Source organism: Sphingobium sp. SA2, assembly GCF_032227065.1.
Lineage (GTDB): Bacteria > Pseudomonadota > Alphaproteobacteria > Sphingomonadales > Sphingomonadaceae > Sphingobium.
Window position 1 is genome coordinate 1,593,328 of the sequence record NZ_JAPMXX010000006.1, and the last position, 14,567, is coordinate 1,607,894.

The window sequence follows — 14,567 nt, forward strand, 5'->3', positions numbered from 1 at the left end:
TAAAGCGCTGTAGCGGCCGGTCAGTTTCGCGGGTGGTCACCGGCGAACTTCGGATAAGTTTGGGTTGCGAAGCTCAACTTACGGAGACCTCCGATGACCAATGACAAGATGGACCTGCACGCTCTGGTTGGGAAGACAGCCGACGGCGATTTTCTACGCGACATGATCGGCTTTGCCGCGCAGCGGCTGATGGAACTGGAAGTGGGCGGTGCGACCGGCGCTGCCTATGGTGAAAAAGATCCTGAGCGCCTCGCGCAGCGCAACGGCTATCGGGATCGGGACTGGGAGACGCGAGCAGGGACGGTCGAGCTGCGGATCCCCAAGCTGCGCAAGGGAACATATTTTCCAGGGTTTCTGGAGCCCCGCCGTATGGCAGAGAAGGCACTGACGGCCGTCATCCAGGAAGCTTATATCCAGGGGATCTCGACCCGCTCTGTGGACGATCTGGTCAAAGCCATGGGCATGAGTGGGATCTCAAAGAGCCAGGTCAGCCGACTGTGCGTGGAGATCGACGAGCGGGTGAAGGCCTTTCTCGATCGTCCGATCGAAGGCGACTGGCCCTATCTCTGGATGGACGCGACCTACATCAAAGTGCGGCGAGCCGGTCGCATCGTCTCTGTCGCGGTCATCATTGCCGTTGGCGTTAACAGCGATGGCCGGCGCGAAGTGCTCGGCATGGCGATCGGTCATTCCGAAGCGGAGGTCTTCTGGACCGAGTTTCTACGCAGCCTTGCTCGTCGCGGTCTGCGCGGCGTGAAGCTGGTGATCTCAGATTCCCATGAAGGCATAAAAGCCTCCGTCGCCAAAGTGTTCAGCGCCACCTGGCAGCGATGCCGGGTTCATTTTATGCGCAATGCGCTGGCCCATGCCGGCAAGAGTGGACGCCGGGTCGTGTCGGCATTCATCGCCACCGCTTTCGCCCAGGAAACTCCAGAGGCCGCAAAGGCCCAATGGCGTAGCGTCGCCGATCAATTGCGCCCTACCGTGCCAAAACTCGCTACTCTGATGGACAGCGCCGAGGAGGATGTGCTGGCCTACATGACCTTCCCAGCCCAACACCGCACGAAGTTGCACAGCAACAATCCGATCGAGCGGCTCAATGGCGAGATCAAGCGGCGCACCGATGTTGTCGGTATCTTCCCCAACGAAGAGGCGATTACCCGTCTCGTCGGCGCTATCCTTCTGGAACAGAACGACGTGTATGGACCACCCCCACCTTGCAAGGCTTTTCAACAGATTTCGACGATTTCGGATCTTGCGGTCGTGTATCCGGCCTTGTTGTGCGGCATAACACGCCGCAGGCCCCTATGGTTTCCGCGGATCGACGGCCGGACAAATGGACGAACTCAAATTGGTTCGCATCATTTCAGTGACCTTTGTCGATCCCCGGTGATACCGGTTCGCCATACTCTGTCGTTGCCCTCGCAAGTCGGCACCATCACATCGGCGCCGAACTGGTTAGGCCGCCATCGGCAAAGGCGATGGACGGCGGTATACCTCATTCCTGGTCAACATGGCCCAGATCGAGCGAGCCGTCTTGTGAGCGACGGCTGTTGAGGCTACATTCACGGGCCTCCTGTCGACCAAAGCTTTAAGCCAGGGCCGAGGTGTCACGTCCTTGCGGAACGTTGTTCCTACAACGGCCCGAGCTCCATGGATCAAGAGCGTTCGGAGATATCGATCGCCGCCTTTGCTGATCCGACCAATCTTCTCTTTTCCCCCGCTCGCTCGAATCCGTGGCGTCAGGCCAAGCCAAGCTGCAAAATGACGGGAAGACTTGAACTGACTGCCATCGCCGACGGCTGCCACAATCGCTGTCGCCGTAATTGGGCCCACGCCCGGAGCAGTAGCCAGACGCTGGCTGTCCGGGTTTGATTTGTGCCAGGCGACGATCCGCTTCTCCATCTCGCCAAGCTTATCGGTTAATGTGTCGATGTGCCGGAAAAGACATCGCAACGCTTCTCGCGCTTCGTCCGGGACGACGGTCTTGTCCGAGGTTGCAAGACGCTCGCTCAATATCGCGAGCTGTCGCACGCCCTTGCCCGCGATAAGCCCGTATTCGCCCAGCAGTCCGCGCAGTGCATTGATCGTCGCCGTTCGCTGTCGGACCAACAGGCTGCGGACACGATGCAAAGCCAGAACCGCCTGTTGCTGCTTCGTCTTGATAGGAACAAACCGCATGTTCGGCTTGGCGACGGCCTCGCATATGGCCTCCGCGTCGGCGGCGTCCGTCTTGTTCCGCTTCACGTACGGCTTAACGTACTGAGGTGGAATGAGCTTGACCGTGTGGCCGATCTCCACAAGCAAGCGCGCCCAGTGATGCGCGCTAGAACACGCTTCCATTCCGACTAGGCACGGCGGCTGCTTTTTGAAGAAGGCCGCCATATCGGCCCGAGAGAGCTTTCGGCGAAGCACGGTTAAGCCGGCCTCATCTACACCGTGAACTTGGAAAACCGTTTTGGCCAGATCAAGGCCAATCGTAACAACTGACATCGCGCTTCCTCCACTTTAATGGCACCATATAATATGATCGTTTGCATGGGGGTGGTCCATGCCATCAAATGGGCCGTCCAACGCTGCCGCTACATGACACTTGAGAGCGTCTCAGGTTTAAGCGATAATCCCATCATCACGTTGCCTGCCATGGCAGCATGATCAATCCGGCTTAGCCGGAGGTCGCTGTGGCTATCCCAGCGAACCTACACCACGCTGTGGGACACGATCGTCTGTGATAGCAGAGGCCGACCGCTCATCATCCTGCTCAGTGAAGGCCAGATGAGTGATTATAAGGGCGCTGCGCTGATAATCGATGTCTTCTCGAAGGCAAAGGTCCTGCTGGGCGACAAAGGCTATGACGCCGACTGGTTCCGCGCGGGACTGGTCGACAGCAGGATCGCGGTCTGCATCCCGTCAAAGGCAAACCCGGAAGTGCCCATTCCACACGACACGGCGCTCTATCGACAGCGGTACAAGATCGAGAACATGTTCGGCAAATGGGCCGTCCAACGCTGCCGCTACATGACACTTGAGAGCGTCTCAGGTTTAAGCGATAATCCCATCATCACGTTGCCTGCCATGGCAGCATGATCAATCCGGCTTAGCCGGAGGTCGCTGTGGCTATCCCAGCGAACCTACACCACGCTGTGGGACACGATCGTCTGTGATAGCAGAGGCCGACCGCTCATCATCCTGCTCAGTGAAGGCCAGATGAGTGATTATAAGGGCGCTGCGCTGATAATCGATGTCTTCTCGAAGGCAAAGGTCCTGCTGGGCGACAAAGGCTATGACGCCGACTGGTTCCGCGCGGGACTGGTCGACAGCAGGATCGCGGTCTGCATCCCGTCAAAGGCAAACCCGGAAGTGCCCATTCCACACGACACGGCGCTCTATCGACAGCGGTACAAGATCGAGAACATGTTCGGCAAGTTCAAGGACTGGCGGCACATTCACACGCACTACGATCGTTGGGCCTATACATTCATGTCCGCCATTTCCACCGCCGCAACCGTTATATTCTGGATCAATTAATGAGCCCGGGCCCTAGTTCCAGCGCTTATCTAACAACGATATAAGTAATACCTTGATGAAGACCTCGCTGTTACCTCTGATCGAAAATCAATATCCTATGTAGCAGGAGTCAAATGTAAAATTTGTCTGCAAATATAACAATAGAAATGCAAAATCGGAAATAGAGAAATCAGAAAAATAATAAAATGAGAAAATTTAGCATATAGCCTTATTATCATGCAAATTTTTTTGAAAATTATCGTATTTTTGTAATATTCATACAGAAAATTTCTGTAGATTTAAATAAATATAGTTCAATATATATTAAGTTTCGTCTGTCTTTATATCACCATATGAAATTACTGAATAAAATTCAATTTTATCTATTTTATCTGATGTCAAACGGTCGAATTTGATCAGTTGGTACCGTTCATTGTGGTCTGCCCATAAAATAATAAATCGTAAGTCAAGGGCAGTGCAAATTAATCATGAATACCATAATTTCAGGCCAATCTTAGGCCTCAAAATATCATGATAACGCGTATGCTTGCCTAACCGCAATACTCATTGGATCCTTCAACCAACGTCGATAGATATGAGTCCAATCCCTAACACTCTGGTGTCTAGACTGTCGCCAAAGGCGGCAGGAGAGAATGATTTATCTTGTTGAGTTTGCAACAAAATATCACCGTTACAGATGCAAGAGGGAGGTAACCGCAACCTTATTATCTGCAATCCTCCAGGTAGATCGAAACTGCCGAGGAAATAGCCATTTGCTAAAATATCGATATTCTGATGGCTCATGCCTGGTGGTACGAAGCATTGGAGGGCGAGGTGGACGGTTGCATATCCGCCGCCGTAGCCTTCCATTGCGAACCGCAGTTGCTGAATTGAATCACGACCCCACACACCCCATTCTTCTCGGGCGTACCAACCGCTGACCAATATATCATCGACACCGACAGTTTGGTTATCGCGAAGCGTGCCGAAAAATACCGGCATGTTGCGGGGGATGAGGGGAAAGCCTGCGCTGGACCAGCTTGATTGGCCTTGAGGCTTCGTCGCGTCGTCACGGCGACGGGCGTGGGTTTCTGCAAATGACAATTCAGCCAGATGCTGCAATTGATCGATCCGACCAATAATCTCCGCCGTCATCTGCTCTAGAGTCGTCAAACGTTGCCGCATCTCCTCTATGACAAACAAAGTGCCTGCGGGTTCAACTGAATCAGCGGTTCGGCCATCGCCGCCTGGCAGATCAATTTCTGGCTCTTGCATCGCGTTTCCAATGACTGGCAATTGGCATGTTGTCGACCGCAAAAAAGGAGAAATGCGTCAGTCTATTGGCATTTCCAAGGTGAGATCTGGCTGAGTGGACGTGTATGGCTCTTCGCTCGGCGAGGAAGCGAAACCTTCGCAGATATTTCCGCTATCATGATCAGCCTTTACCCTTGAGCGCCGCGGCGAGCGACACGGTGGCGCTGCCGCGTCGAGCAGGGGCGGCCTGGCTGGCGTCGGGTTTCCAGCCGGACAGATAGACGATCGCCATCTGTTCAGCCGTCCGGCCGTCCGCGTCCGCTGCCTGCGCGAAATGCGCGCCTGCGCTTGCCAGCGTTTCGCGGTTCAGTAGCGGTGGTTGCTCGGCCAACCGGTTGCCCGCGCCCATGCCGCGCAAGTCACGCATCAGCCGCACTATGTCGCCATAGCGCACGACGAGCGTCTCGCCATCGGCGACCGGCATGGCAAAGCCCGCTCTGCTGAGCAAATCGCCGGCCGCGCGGACATCAATCTGGGGATGGATATGCTGGCCTGGCCGGTCGCCCTCGCCCGCCAGCAATGCGGCCTTGAGCCTTGGCAGGCTGCCCGCGCCACTGAAGGCGGCGAGCATCAATCCGTCGGGTCGCAGGATGCGTCGCATCAGGATCAGCGCGCCGGGCAGGTCGTTGACGCTGTCCAGCGTGCCGCAGGCGATGATGAGGTCGAAACTGTCATCGGCAAAGGGCAGGGCATCTTCGTCGCCCTGCACGCCGTTTGCCCCGCGCGCGGCGAGGAAGCCAGGATCGATGCAGGCGACGCGCTTGCCCATCGCTTCCAGCGCCGCCTTTGCACTGCCATCTGGGCAGCCGATCATCAGTGCTTCGGGCAGGTCGCGCTGCACGTCGGCCAGTCGGTCGAGCAATTCCTCCAGCATGGCGCGATAGAGAAAGTCGTGATCGGCAAAGCGGGCGATCATACGGTCGCGACCCTGGGCGCGGCGCGATCGGTCGAATATGTCGGGGGCGGTCATGGCGGGCCTTGTGCATCGGGCGGCAAGCGGGGACAAGCAGATGATGTCCGTCTTGCCGCTTCTCAAGGGCGCGATCCGTCCGCTGGTCGATTATGCGCTGCCCCCGCGCTGTCCCGGTTGCGGCGCGATCGTGCAGGAGGATTTTGCTTTCTGCCTCGATTGCTGGGGCGGAATGGAGTTGCTGGGCGAACCTTGTTGCGCGCGCTGCGGCCTCCCCTTTCCCCATGATATGGGGGAGGGGGCGGAGTGCGCGCGGTGCCTCGCCGATCCACCGCCCTTCGACAGCGCGCGGGCGGTGCTGGCCTATGGCGATGTCGCGCGCACCGTTGCGCTACGGCTCAAATATGGACGACGGATCGGCCTGGCGCGGCTGATTGCGCGACAGATGGTGCGGCATGTGCCCGATCATGGCGACGATCCGCCGCTGATCGTGCCGGTGCCGCTGCATCGCTGGCGATTATGGGGGCGGGGGTTCAACCAGTCGGCGCTGATCGCCGATCATCTGGGCCGCCTGACCGGGTTCCGGGTCGAAAAACATCTGTTGCTGCGGACCCGTCGGACCCAGCCCTTGCGGGGCATGAACCCGGCGGCACGGGCGAAGACGGTGCGCGGTGCTTTTGCGCTGGCGGATAGGCATGGAGTGAAGGGGCGGCGCATACTGCTCATCGACGATGTCCACACCAGCGGCGCGACAGCCGGAGCCTGCGCAAGGGTTTTGCATCGTGGCGGGGCCAGTCATGTGCGTTTATTGTGCTGGGCGCGGGCCTTGCCGCGCGACGCTGCGGATTGACAAAGCGGTGCGCGCGCCCAATTTCGGACGCTAAGGAGTATGACAGGCATATGGCGAAGGTCGAAATCTATACCAAGGCATTTTGCGGCTATTGCGCGCGCGCCAAGGCGTTGTTCCGCGACAAGGGCGTCACGTTCGAGGAATATGACATCAGCATGGGCGGTCCCAAGCGCGAGGAAATGCTGGCGCGCAGCAATGGCGGGGTGACCGTGCCGCAAATCTTCATCGATGGCGCCCATATCGGCGGCAGCGACGACATGGCGACGCTCAACCGACAGGGCAAGCTCGACGCCTTGCTCGGCCTCTGACCATCATGCGCGCCGCGCTGTTCCAGATGACCAGCGGCATCGACCCCGCCGCCAATGCCGCCGCGATTGTGGAGATGATCGCGCGCGCCAAGGGCGAGGGGGCGGACATGCTCTTCACGCCCGAAATGGCCGGCTATCTGGATCGGGACCGGGTGCGCGCGGCGGCGACCTTGCGTTGCCAGGCGGAAGATGGCGTGCTGGCGGCAGTGTGCGAGGCGGCGGCGCGCGAAGGGCTGTGGGTGCATATCGGTTCACTGCCGCTCAAGGACGAGCGAACGGACGGGCGCTGGGCCAATCGCAGTTTCCTGATCGACGATACCGGCGCGATCCGCGCGACCTATGACAAGATCCATCTGTTCGATGTCGATCTGGCGACGGGCGAGAGCTGGCGCGAATCGTCGGTCTATGGACCGGGGGAGCAAGTGGTCGCGGCGGATACACCCTGGGGCCGGATGGGTTTTTCGATTTGCTACGACATGCGCTTCCCGGACCTGTATCGCGCGCTGACTAATGCTGGGGCAACGATCCTGTTGGCACCGGCCGCCTTCACCGTGCCGACGGGGCAGGCGCATTGGCATGTGCTGCTGCGTGCCCGCGCGATCGAAGCGGGCTGCTTCCTGATCGCGACAGCGCAGGTCGGTCATCATGCGGATGGCCGGACGACTTATGGCCATAGCCTGGTGGTCGATCCATGGGGCGATGTTCTGCTCGACATGGGCGAGACGGCCGGGCTGGCGCTCGTCGATCTCGACCTGTCGCGGATCGAGGCTGTGCGGGGGCGGGTGCCCGCCATTGCCAATCGCCGCCCGATCCCGGCGCAGGTGACGCTCGCATGATCGTGTTCGACCTCAAATGCGAAGGGCAGGGCCATGTGTTCGAAGCCTGGTTCGGCTCCAGCAACGACTATGCCGACCAGCAGGCGCGCGGCCTGATTGCCTGTCCGCTTTGTGGTGACGCGCGCGTGATGAAAGCGGTGATGGCCCCGGCCGTTGCGGCCAAGGGCAATAGTCGCGCGGTGGTACCGCGCCCAGAAGCCACAACCCCGGTGGTCGCCAATGGCGGCGACGAGGCGAAGATGCGGGCGCTGGTCGATGCGCTGGCGCAGGCGCAAAGCAAGGCGCTGGAGGGATCAACCTGGGTCGGGCGCGGCTTTGCCGAACAGGCCCGCGCCATGCATTATGGCGAGCAGGATCGCGCCAGCATCCATGGCGAAGTCGCGCCGCAGGAGGCCAAGGCGCTGATCGCCGAGGGGGTCGAAGTCGCGCCGTTACCTTTCCCGGTCATCCCGCCCGAAGCGAAGAATTGACCGCACCGTTCGCGCATAATAGAGCGACCGATGTGTGCACCCGTAGCTCAGCAGGATAGAGCATTAGATTCCTAATCTAAGGGCCATGGGTTCGAATCCCGTCGGGTGCACCATCTTTTTTGGCCTCAAGCGCCGGCGCGGGCATCCGCCCGCTTGTCTATCCTCGCATAAGCTCGGGCGGCCGTTCGGCCTTGCGAACCCTGACGGGTTCGAAATCGCTCTTACCGGGTGCACCATCTTCCTACAGCCATTTGAGCTTGCGGAAGCGGGCATAGAGTAGGCTGCAGATGATTGTGATCACGCCCAACACGACGAAATAGCCGTAGCGCGTCCGCAGTTCGGGCATATTGTCGAAATTCATGCCATATATGCCCGCGATCGCGGTCGGCACCGCCAGAATCGCGGCCCAGGCGGCAAGTTGCCGAGTGATCGCGCCGGTCCGCTGCTGTTCGAGCAGGTTGCTGAATTCGAACACGGACATCAATATCTCGCGCAGATCATCGACCATGGTCTGGACCCGGCGGACATGATCGCGCACGTCGCTGAAATAGGGTCGCGTATCCGCGTCGATGCACGGCAGGTCCAATTTGACGAACTTGTTGGCGACTTCATGCATGGGCGTCAGGATACGCTGGAAACGCATGACCTGTCGGCGCAGATTGAAGATCCGGGTTATATCTTCCCGCCCCAGGAACTGATCGACGGTCTGTTGCTCCATCGCCAGCACTTCGTCCTCCACGCCCTCGATGACGGGCAGATAGCCATCGACGATGAAATCGAGGACGGCATGCAGCACATAGTCCACGCCTTGCGCCAGTCGATCCGGCACGGCTTCCAATTCCTGCCGCAGGGCGCGATGGGCACGAGCCGATCCATGGCGGACGCTAATAATATGGCTATGGCCGACGAAGATCGCGGTCTCGCCATAACAGATGCTGCCTTCCTCGACATGAGCGGTGCGCGCGACCACGAAGATTTGGTCGCCATAAATATCGACCTTGGGCAGCTGATTGGCCTTGATGGCGTCTTCGATCGCCAGCGGGTGCAGGTCGTAGCTGCGCCGCAGAGTCTCCATTTCCGCAATCGTCGGTTCGGCCATGCCGATCCAGACAAATTCGGATTTGTCATGCGCGCAGTCGATCCGCTCGTCGATCGTCACCGGCCTGACGCGGCGGCCATTGCGATAGAGATAGGCGGCGATGACGGTCATGAGTGATCCTACATGTGGAGTCGGACATGCCGATTAGCAGATGGCCTTTCCCGCGTCCTCCAGGCACGCCCATCTGTTCGTCGCTCGCCAGCCTCGCCCGGCGCAATTTTATCGGGAACTATCGCTAGCTGACTTCGCTCTGACACAGTCGAGCGCGAAAGGGATGTATCGATGCGGGCACCCAGGCCGGGATAAACCGGGTCACGCGCACAGTGGAGCTACATCCGTGTCTATCCTGACCATTGATTTCGAGGCGTCCTGCCTCCCGCGCCATGGTCGGTCCTTCCCGATCGAGGTCGGCATTGCGGTGGAAGGCTGGTCGTGCAGTTGGTTGATACGGCCGCATCAGGATTGGGAAGATTGGGGCTGGACGCAGGAGGCGCAGGCTTTGCACGGTCTTGATCGATCGACGCTCGTGCAAAAGGGCTTGGATGTCGATGCGGTATTAGCCTTGCTGAGCGATGCCGCAATCGGTCGGCGCGTGGTGGCCGACAGCCGCATCGATCAACAATGGCTGGACACGCTCGCCACCGCTGCGGGGCGACCTACGCCCTTCCTGATCGAGCATGTGTCCGCGATTGTTGCGGAACGGCACGCCGACGATGCGCAAGTCCGTGAGTCCGTGGCGATCGCCGATCGCCGATGCCCCACACGCCATCGCGCGGGCACCGACGCCTTGTGGCTCGCCACCATGCTGGCGCATCTCCCCGCCGCTGCACCACCGCAGATTGGGACGAAAATGCCGGAATTATCGTCGGTTTGACGCTGCTGTGTCGCCTGCGCAATAATTTGTAACGTTCGGCAAATTTCAGAGACATTCAGGCGATCTAAGTCCGGCCGCGTTGTGGGCGCATTGGGGGCGTCTGTCTGTTTCTGGAGGTACGCGCATGATCGGCGATCGAGGCAAGTGTGGATGGCACGATCTTTGGGCATGACCCCGCCGCTCATCCTGGTGACGGAAACGGAAGCCGCGCAGCAGCAAGCGGTCCGCACGCATCTGGAGGAAACCGGCTTTAGAGTTGTGCCAAGCGGTGGTGCTGCCCAAATTTTTCAGGCGCTGGCCACCATGCCCGTTGGCGTCATAGTGCTGGACGCCGCGCTTCGCGGCGCGGATGGCATGGACTTGTGCCGAGACGTGCGTGCGCGGAGCGAGGTGCCGGTGATCCTGGTGGGGGCCAATAGTTCGGAGGTCGATCGCGTCGTCGCATTGGAGCTTGGCGCGGACGACTATATCAACAAACCCTATTCCGCGCGTGAACTGGCTGCGCGCCTGCGTGCCGTCCTGCGGCGGGGGCGGGGCGAGCGCGCGATCGGCCTGCCGCGCCAATCCATGGCGTTCTTCGACGGATGGACTGTGGATTTTTCGCGCCGCTCCCTGGCTGATCCGGCCGGCGCGACTGTTGGTCTGACGGCGGCCGAGTTCGCGTTGCTTGGCGTATTGCTTGATCATCCGCAAATCGTGCTCACGCGCGCGCGACTGATGGAGTTGGCAGGTGTGCGCGACGCGCCATCGTCCGATCGCAGCATCGACGTGCTGGTCAGCCGTTTGCGTCGAAAGCTGCAATGGGGCAACGAACCTGCCCCAATTGTTACCGTAAGACGTGCAGGCTATATGTTCAGCGCGGCAGTGGAGCGACGCTGACCCACTAAAACGCCCGGAATTGCTGGTTTTTCGCGATGGCGATCACCCCGTAACGATTTTGCCATCCAGACATGTTTTTTAACAAAGCCGCTGCGACGCAGCAAAACCCGACCTCTATTGTCCGAGACTGAGCCGGTGCCCCCTGACCGGCATAGCAATAGAAGGATAGACCCCATGAACGAGCTTCTAGGCCGCGTCTTCAGCTTCGAAAAGCATGTGTTTCCTAATGAAAGCGCGCTTTACAATCGGCTGGCCAGCGATGGGCAGAGCCCCAAGGCGCTGATGATCTCCTGCGCCGACTCGCGGATCGTCCCCGAACATATCATGCAGGCACAGCCGGGCGATCTGTTCGTATGCCGCAATGCCGGCAATATCGTGCCGCCGCATGCAACGCAGAATGGCGGCGTCACCTCCACCGTCGAATATGCGGTGATGGTGTTGGGCGTGCGCGACATCATCGTATGTGGCCACAGCGACTGCGGTGCGATGAAGGCGATGTCGACCAATGCCGACCTCTCCAAAATGCCCAACGTGGCGGCTTGGTTGCGTCATGCCCATGCCGCGCAGCAGGTTTGCAGCGAAAGCTATCCCGACACGCTGACCGACGCGGAAAAGTTGCGTAACATGGCGCTGGAAAATGTTGTCGTCCAGCTGGCCCATCTGCGCACCCATCCATCGGTCGCTTCGGGCATCGCGCGTGGTGATATCGCCTTGCACGGTTGGTATGTGGACATTCATGCCGGGCAAGTTCTGGGCCTCGACGGCGATACCGGCCGCTTCATGCCGCTCCGCGAGGATCAGCCCATGCCGATCGCGCTTCCCCACGCCCGTCGACTGGCTGGCGATAGCGAATATGCCCTGGCGGCGGAGTAAATCATGCTGAAAGCCTTTTCCGGCGGCACCTTCGGCCGCGACTTCACGGCGTCGATCGTCGTCTTTCTGGTGGCGATGCCGCTCTGCATGGGCATTGCCATTGCCTCCGGCGTTCCGCCGGAAAAGGGTCTGATTACCGGCATCATCGGCGGCATCGTCGTTGGCCTGCTGGCGGGTTCTCCGCTGCAGGTCAGCGGACCCGCCGCTGGTCTTGCGGTCATCGTCTTTGAAATCGTGCGCGAACAGGGTCTCTCCGCACTTGGGCCGATCCTGATTCTGGCGGGTGCCATCCAGGTGGTGGCGGGCCTGATGCGCGTCGGCGGTTGGTTTCGTGCGATTTCGCCGGCCGTCGTCCATGGCATGCTGGCTGGCATCGGCGTGTTGATCGTCGTTGGCCAGTTTCATGTGCTGTTCGACGATACGCCCCTGTCGAGCGGTCTAGCCAATTTGCTGGCCATGCCTGCGCAGTTGCTCGGTCTTTCCACTGGCGACACGGTAACGGCCTTCACCGTCGGCCTGGTTACCATTGGCGGCATGCTCGGCTGGGAGAAGTTCCGCCCTGCGTCGCTGAAGCTCGTCCCCGGCGCACTGGTGGGCGTCTTGCTTGCGACCCTAGTTGCCTTCTTCCTCGCCCTTCCCGTCGCGCGGGTCGTAGTGCCCGAATCGATCGTGGCGGCTGTGAGCCTGCCGGACGCAGGGTTGTTCGCGACGATGATGGACCCTGCGGTCATCACGATCGCCATCGCCATTGCGTTCATTGCCAGCGCCGAAACATTGCTGTCGGCCGCCGCCGTCGACCGGATGCATGATGGCGTGCGTACCGATTATAACCGGGAACTCAGCGCTCAAGGCGTCGGCAACCTGCTGTGCGGCTTTGCCGGTGCATTGCCCATGACCGGCGTTATCGTTCGCAGCTCGGCCAATGTGCAGGCGGGCGCAAAGACCCGCATGTCGGCGGTGCTGCACGGCGTCTGGATTTTGGGCTTTGTCGCCTTGCTGCCTTGGCTGCTGCGCGAAATCCCGATGGCTGCCCTGGCTGGCATTCTCGTCGTGACCGGCGTGCGCCTCGTCAGCGTCGATCACGTCCGGCACCTGCTTCACCGTTACGGTCCGTTGCCCGCGATCGTCTGGGCGGCCACGCTGATCTGCGTGGTTACCATGGACCTGCTGACGGGTGTTCTGGTGGGTATCGGCCTTTCGATGCTGGAACTCATCCCTCACCTCAGCCGCCTGCGCCTCAAGCTGGAGGATGAAAGCCGGGGTGATGCGCATGAAGTGGCTCTGCGCGGCAGCGCGACCTTCCTTACGCTACCCAAATTGTCGGCAAAGCTCGATTCGTTGCCAAAGGGTGGCCTTGTCATCCTCAATGTCGAACGTCTGGGCCATATCGATCATACGACCGCAGAGATGGTCCGCGAATGGGTCGAGCGTCGGCGCGGCAGCGGGCTTCCGGTGGAATTGTTCGGTGCGACCGGACGGATGCGCCAACTGGTCGCCTGATTTTTCAAAATATCGGGCGATACAGGGTGTCGCCGCGCCACTACCCCCGGCGCGGCGGCATTTTTTTGATTTTGTATCAGCGTGGCAACGCATTGAACTGTGCCCGTTATGCAACAGCGATACGCGCCATCTCGCAGATGCGAGAAAAACCTGTTTGACTGTGGGGCTATTTTGAATAGGCAAGGGTCATCCACCGGCACTGAGTGCGCAAGCAACAGACTTTCGGGTTGAGTGGAAGCAGGACGGAACATTCTTTCGTAAAGGGGAATGTTCATGAAGTATAAAATCGCCTGTGCCGCCCTTGCGCTCATGTCCAGCGTACCGGCCTTTGCTCAGGAAGAACCCACCAGCCCCGTCACCGTGACCGGCAGTGTAGCGATGGTCTCTGACTATCGTTTCCGCGGCGTTTCCATGACGGACAAGGGTATGGCTATTCAAGGTGGCTTGACTGTCAGCCATGAATCCGGTGCTTATGCTGGTGCCTGGGGTTCCAATCTTTCAGGCTGGGGCACATTCGGCGGCGCGAACATGGAACTCGACCTGTTCGCCGGTTACGCTATTCCGCTCAACGAGACGACGACGCTCGATGTTGGCTTGACTTGGTATATGTACCCCAGTGGTCTCGACATCACTGATTTCGCAGAGCCTTATGTCAAGCTTTCCAGCCAAATCGGGCCGGTCAAGGGTTTGGTCGGCGTTGCTTACGCGCCTAAGCAGGAGGCGCTCGGCAACTGGTCGAATACGCCGCAGAGCCGCGTGGGAGATAAGGAAGACAATCTCTACATCTGGGCAGATGTTAGCGGTTCTGTGCCTAACACGCCGGTCACTTTGAAAGCGCATCTCGGTTATTCGAATGGCAACCCAGGCTTGGGGCCAAATGGTACGTCACTGGCTCCAACCGGTAAGTATGTCGATTGGCTGGTAGGCGCGGATGTCGCTGTTCCGGGTACGCCGCTTACGCTGGGCATCGCCTATGTCGATACGGATATCGCGCGCGTCGAGGAAAATTATTTGCGTCCGAACTTCTCTGACGCTGACGGTTCTTCGATTGCCCGCAGCCAGGTGGTCTTCTCGATCTCGGCCGCATTCTAATAGCCTAAGGAACGCCGGGGCCAGCAACTGGTCCCGGCGTTTTCGCATCTGCGTG

15 protein-coding genes, 1 tRNA gene and 1 pseudogene are annotated in these 14,567 nt (G+C 59.6%); 13 read left to right on the top strand and 4 right to left on the bottom strand.

The features are described from left to right. Nucleotides 1-93: 93 nt before the first annotated feature. Nucleotides 94-1,197: pseudogene (locus tag OVY48_RS15505) on the top strand (IS256 family transposase); the annotation flags it as partial. Between the two features lie 261 nt (nt 1,198-1,458). On the opposite strand, the gene OVY48_RS15510 reads toward OVY48_RS15505, so the two are convergent. Then, entirely contained in the window at nt 1,459-2,493 is a 1,035-nt protein-coding gene (locus tag OVY48_RS15510) for an IS110 family transposase (RefSeq protein WP_107126479.1), read from the bottom strand. 228 nt (nt 2,494-2,721) lie between these two features. Here OVY48_RS15510 and OVY48_RS15515 point away from each other — a divergent pair, with 228 nt between their 5' ends. Together OVY48_RS15515 and OVY48_RS15520 are read left to right on the top strand one after the other, a co-directional pair. Next, nucleotides 2,722-3,087, top strand: coding sequence for a transposase (locus tag OVY48_RS15515; protein WP_409593698.1), 366 nt, complete (start codon nt 2,722-2,724; stop codon nt 3,085-3,087). A gap of 66 nt (nt 3,088-3,153) precedes the next feature. Next, entirely contained in the window at nt 3,154-3,528 is a 375-nt protein-coding gene (locus tag OVY48_RS15520; protein WP_313924805.1) for a transposase, read from the top strand. Nucleotides 3,529-4,083: 555 nt separating this feature from the next. Here the strand turns inward: OVY48_RS15520 and OVY48_RS15525 are convergent. Together OVY48_RS15525 and OVY48_RS15530 are read right to left on the bottom strand one after the other, a co-directional pair. Next, complete coding sequence (locus OVY48_RS15525) at nt 4,084-4,782, bottom strand: hypothetical protein (RefSeq protein ID WP_313923473.1); 699 nt, start codon at nt 4,780-4,782, stop codon at nt 4,084-4,086. Between the two features lie 160 nt (nt 4,783-4,942). After that, the gene (locus tag OVY48_RS15530) at nt 4,943-5,791 is read right to left on the bottom strand and encodes a methyltransferase domain-containing protein (RefSeq protein WP_313923474.1); all 849 of its coding nucleotides are present in this window, start codon (nt 5,789-5,791) and stop codon (nt 4,943-4,945) included. Nucleotides 5,792-5,831: 40 nt separating this feature from the next. On the opposite strand from OVY48_RS15530, the gene OVY48_RS15535 reads away from it, so the two are divergent. From OVY48_RS15535 to OVY48_RS15555, 5 genes are all read left to right on the top strand, one after another. Then, nucleotides 5,832-6,581 carry a ComF family protein gene (locus tag OVY48_RS15535; RefSeq protein WP_313924807.1) on the top strand — a complete coding sequence of 250 codons (750 nt, stop codon included), beginning with the start codon at nt 5,832-5,834 and terminating at the stop codon, nt 6,579-6,581. Between the two features lie 50 nt (nt 6,582-6,631). After that, entirely contained in the window at nt 6,632-6,889 is a 258-nt protein-coding gene (gene grxC / locus OVY48_RS15540; protein WP_313923475.1) for a glutaredoxin 3, read from the top strand. A gap of 5 nt (nt 6,890-6,894) precedes the next feature. Then, nucleotides 6,895-7,725 (top strand): carbon-nitrogen hydrolase family protein, encoded by an 831-nt coding sequence (locus tag OVY48_RS15545; protein ID WP_313923477.1) that lies wholly within the window; start codon nt 6,895-6,897, stop codon nt 7,723-7,725. Further along, nucleotides 7,722-8,195 (top strand): DUF1178 family protein, encoded by a 474-nt coding sequence (locus tag OVY48_RS15550; protein ID WP_313923479.1) that lies wholly within the window; start codon nt 7,722-7,724, stop codon nt 8,193-8,195. The genes OVY48_RS15545 and OVY48_RS15550 overlap by 4 nt, the downstream gene beginning before the upstream one ends. Before the next feature lie 36 nt (nt 8,196-8,231). After that, nucleotides 8,232-8,308: transfer RNA gene (locus OVY48_RS15555), tRNA-Arg, on the top strand. Between the two features lie 128 nt (nt 8,309-8,436). Here OVY48_RS15555 and OVY48_RS15560 read toward each other — a convergent pair. Continuing rightward, nucleotides 8,437-9,405, bottom strand: coding sequence for a magnesium and cobalt transport protein CorA (locus tag OVY48_RS15560; RefSeq protein WP_313923480.1), 969 nt, complete (start codon nt 9,403-9,405; stop codon nt 8,437-8,439). 226 nt (nt 9,406-9,631) lie between these two features. On the opposite strand from OVY48_RS15560, the gene OVY48_RS15565 reads away from it, so the two are divergent. The 5 genes from OVY48_RS15565 to OVY48_RS15585 all read left to right on the top strand — a co-directional run bounded on the left by OVY48_RS15565 (nt 9,632) and on the right by OVY48_RS15585 (nt 14,512). Beyond that, the gene (locus OVY48_RS15565; RefSeq protein WP_313923482.1) at nt 9,632-10,168 is read left to right on the top strand and encodes a hypothetical protein; all 537 of its coding nucleotides are present in this window, start codon (nt 9,632-9,634) and stop codon (nt 10,166-10,168) included. 168 nt (nt 10,169-10,336) lie between these two features. After that, nucleotides 10,337-11,047, top strand: coding sequence for a response regulator transcription factor (locus OVY48_RS15570; RefSeq protein ID WP_313924808.1), 711 nt, complete (start codon nt 10,337-10,339; stop codon nt 11,045-11,047). 174 nt (nt 11,048-11,221) lie between these two features. Further along, on the top strand, nt 11,222-11,920 hold the full coding sequence (locus tag OVY48_RS15575) for a carbonic anhydrase (protein ID WP_313923483.1): 699 nt from the start codon (nt 11,222-11,224) through the stop codon (nt 11,918-11,920). A 3-nt stretch (nt 11,921-11,923) separates the two neighbouring features. Next, a complete protein-coding gene (locus OVY48_RS15580) occupies nt 11,924-13,420 on the top strand; it encodes a SulP family inorganic anion transporter (RefSeq protein ID WP_096062921.1) in 1,497 nt (498 codons plus the stop codon). A gap of 267 nt (nt 13,421-13,687) precedes the next feature. Further along, nucleotides 13,688-14,512: a TorF family putative porin gene (locus OVY48_RS15585; protein WP_313923486.1), complete on the top strand. Its 825-nt coding sequence runs from the start codon at nt 13,688-13,690 to the stop codon at nt 14,510-14,512. Nucleotides 14,513-14,567 lie beyond the last annotated feature (55 nt).

Bases quoted from the DNA above. Each gene is read 5' to 3' on its own strand.
- OVY48_RS15510 (WP_107126479.1), bottom strand. From the start codon at position 2,493: ATGTCAGTTGTTACGATTGGCCTTGATCTGGCCAAAACGGTTTTCCAA.
- OVY48_RS15525 (WP_313923473.1), bottom strand. From the start codon at position 4,782: ATGCAAGAGCCAGAAATTGATCTGCCAGGCGGCGATGGCCGAACCGCT.
- OVY48_RS15530 (WP_313923474.1), bottom strand. From the start codon at position 5,791: ATGACCGCCCCCGACATATTCGACCGATCGCGCCGCGCCCAGGGTCGC.
- OVY48_RS15535 (WP_313924807.1), top strand. From the start codon at position 5,832: ATGATGTCCGTCTTGCCGCTTCTCAAGGGCGCGATCCGTCCGCTGGTC.
- grxC (WP_313923475.1), top strand. From the start codon at position 6,632: ATGGCGAAGGTCGAAATCTATACCAAGGCATTTTGCGGCTATTGCGCG.
- OVY48_RS15545 (WP_313923477.1), top strand. From the start codon at position 6,895: ATGCGCGCCGCGCTGTTCCAGATGACCAGCGGCATCGACCCCGCCGCC.
- OVY48_RS15550 (WP_313923479.1), top strand. From the start codon at position 7,722: ATGATCGTGTTCGACCTCAAATGCGAAGGGCAGGGCCATGTGTTCGAA.
- OVY48_RS15560 (WP_313923480.1), bottom strand. From the start codon at position 9,405: ATGACCGTCATCGCCGCCTATCTCTATCGCAATGGCCGCCGCGTCAGG.
- OVY48_RS15570 (WP_313924808.1), top strand. From the start codon at position 10,337: ATGACCCCGCCGCTCATCCTGGTGACGGAAACGGAAGCCGCGCAGCAG.
- OVY48_RS15575 (WP_313923483.1), top strand. From the start codon at position 11,222: ATGAACGAGCTTCTAGGCCGCGTCTTCAGCTTCGAAAAGCATGTGTTT.
- OVY48_RS15580 (WP_096062921.1), top strand. From the start codon at position 11,924: ATGCTGAAAGCCTTTTCCGGCGGCACCTTCGGCCGCGACTTCACGGCG.
- OVY48_RS15585 (WP_313923486.1), top strand. From the start codon at position 13,688: ATGTTCATGAAGTATAAAATCGCCTGTGCCGCCCTTGCGCTCATGTCC.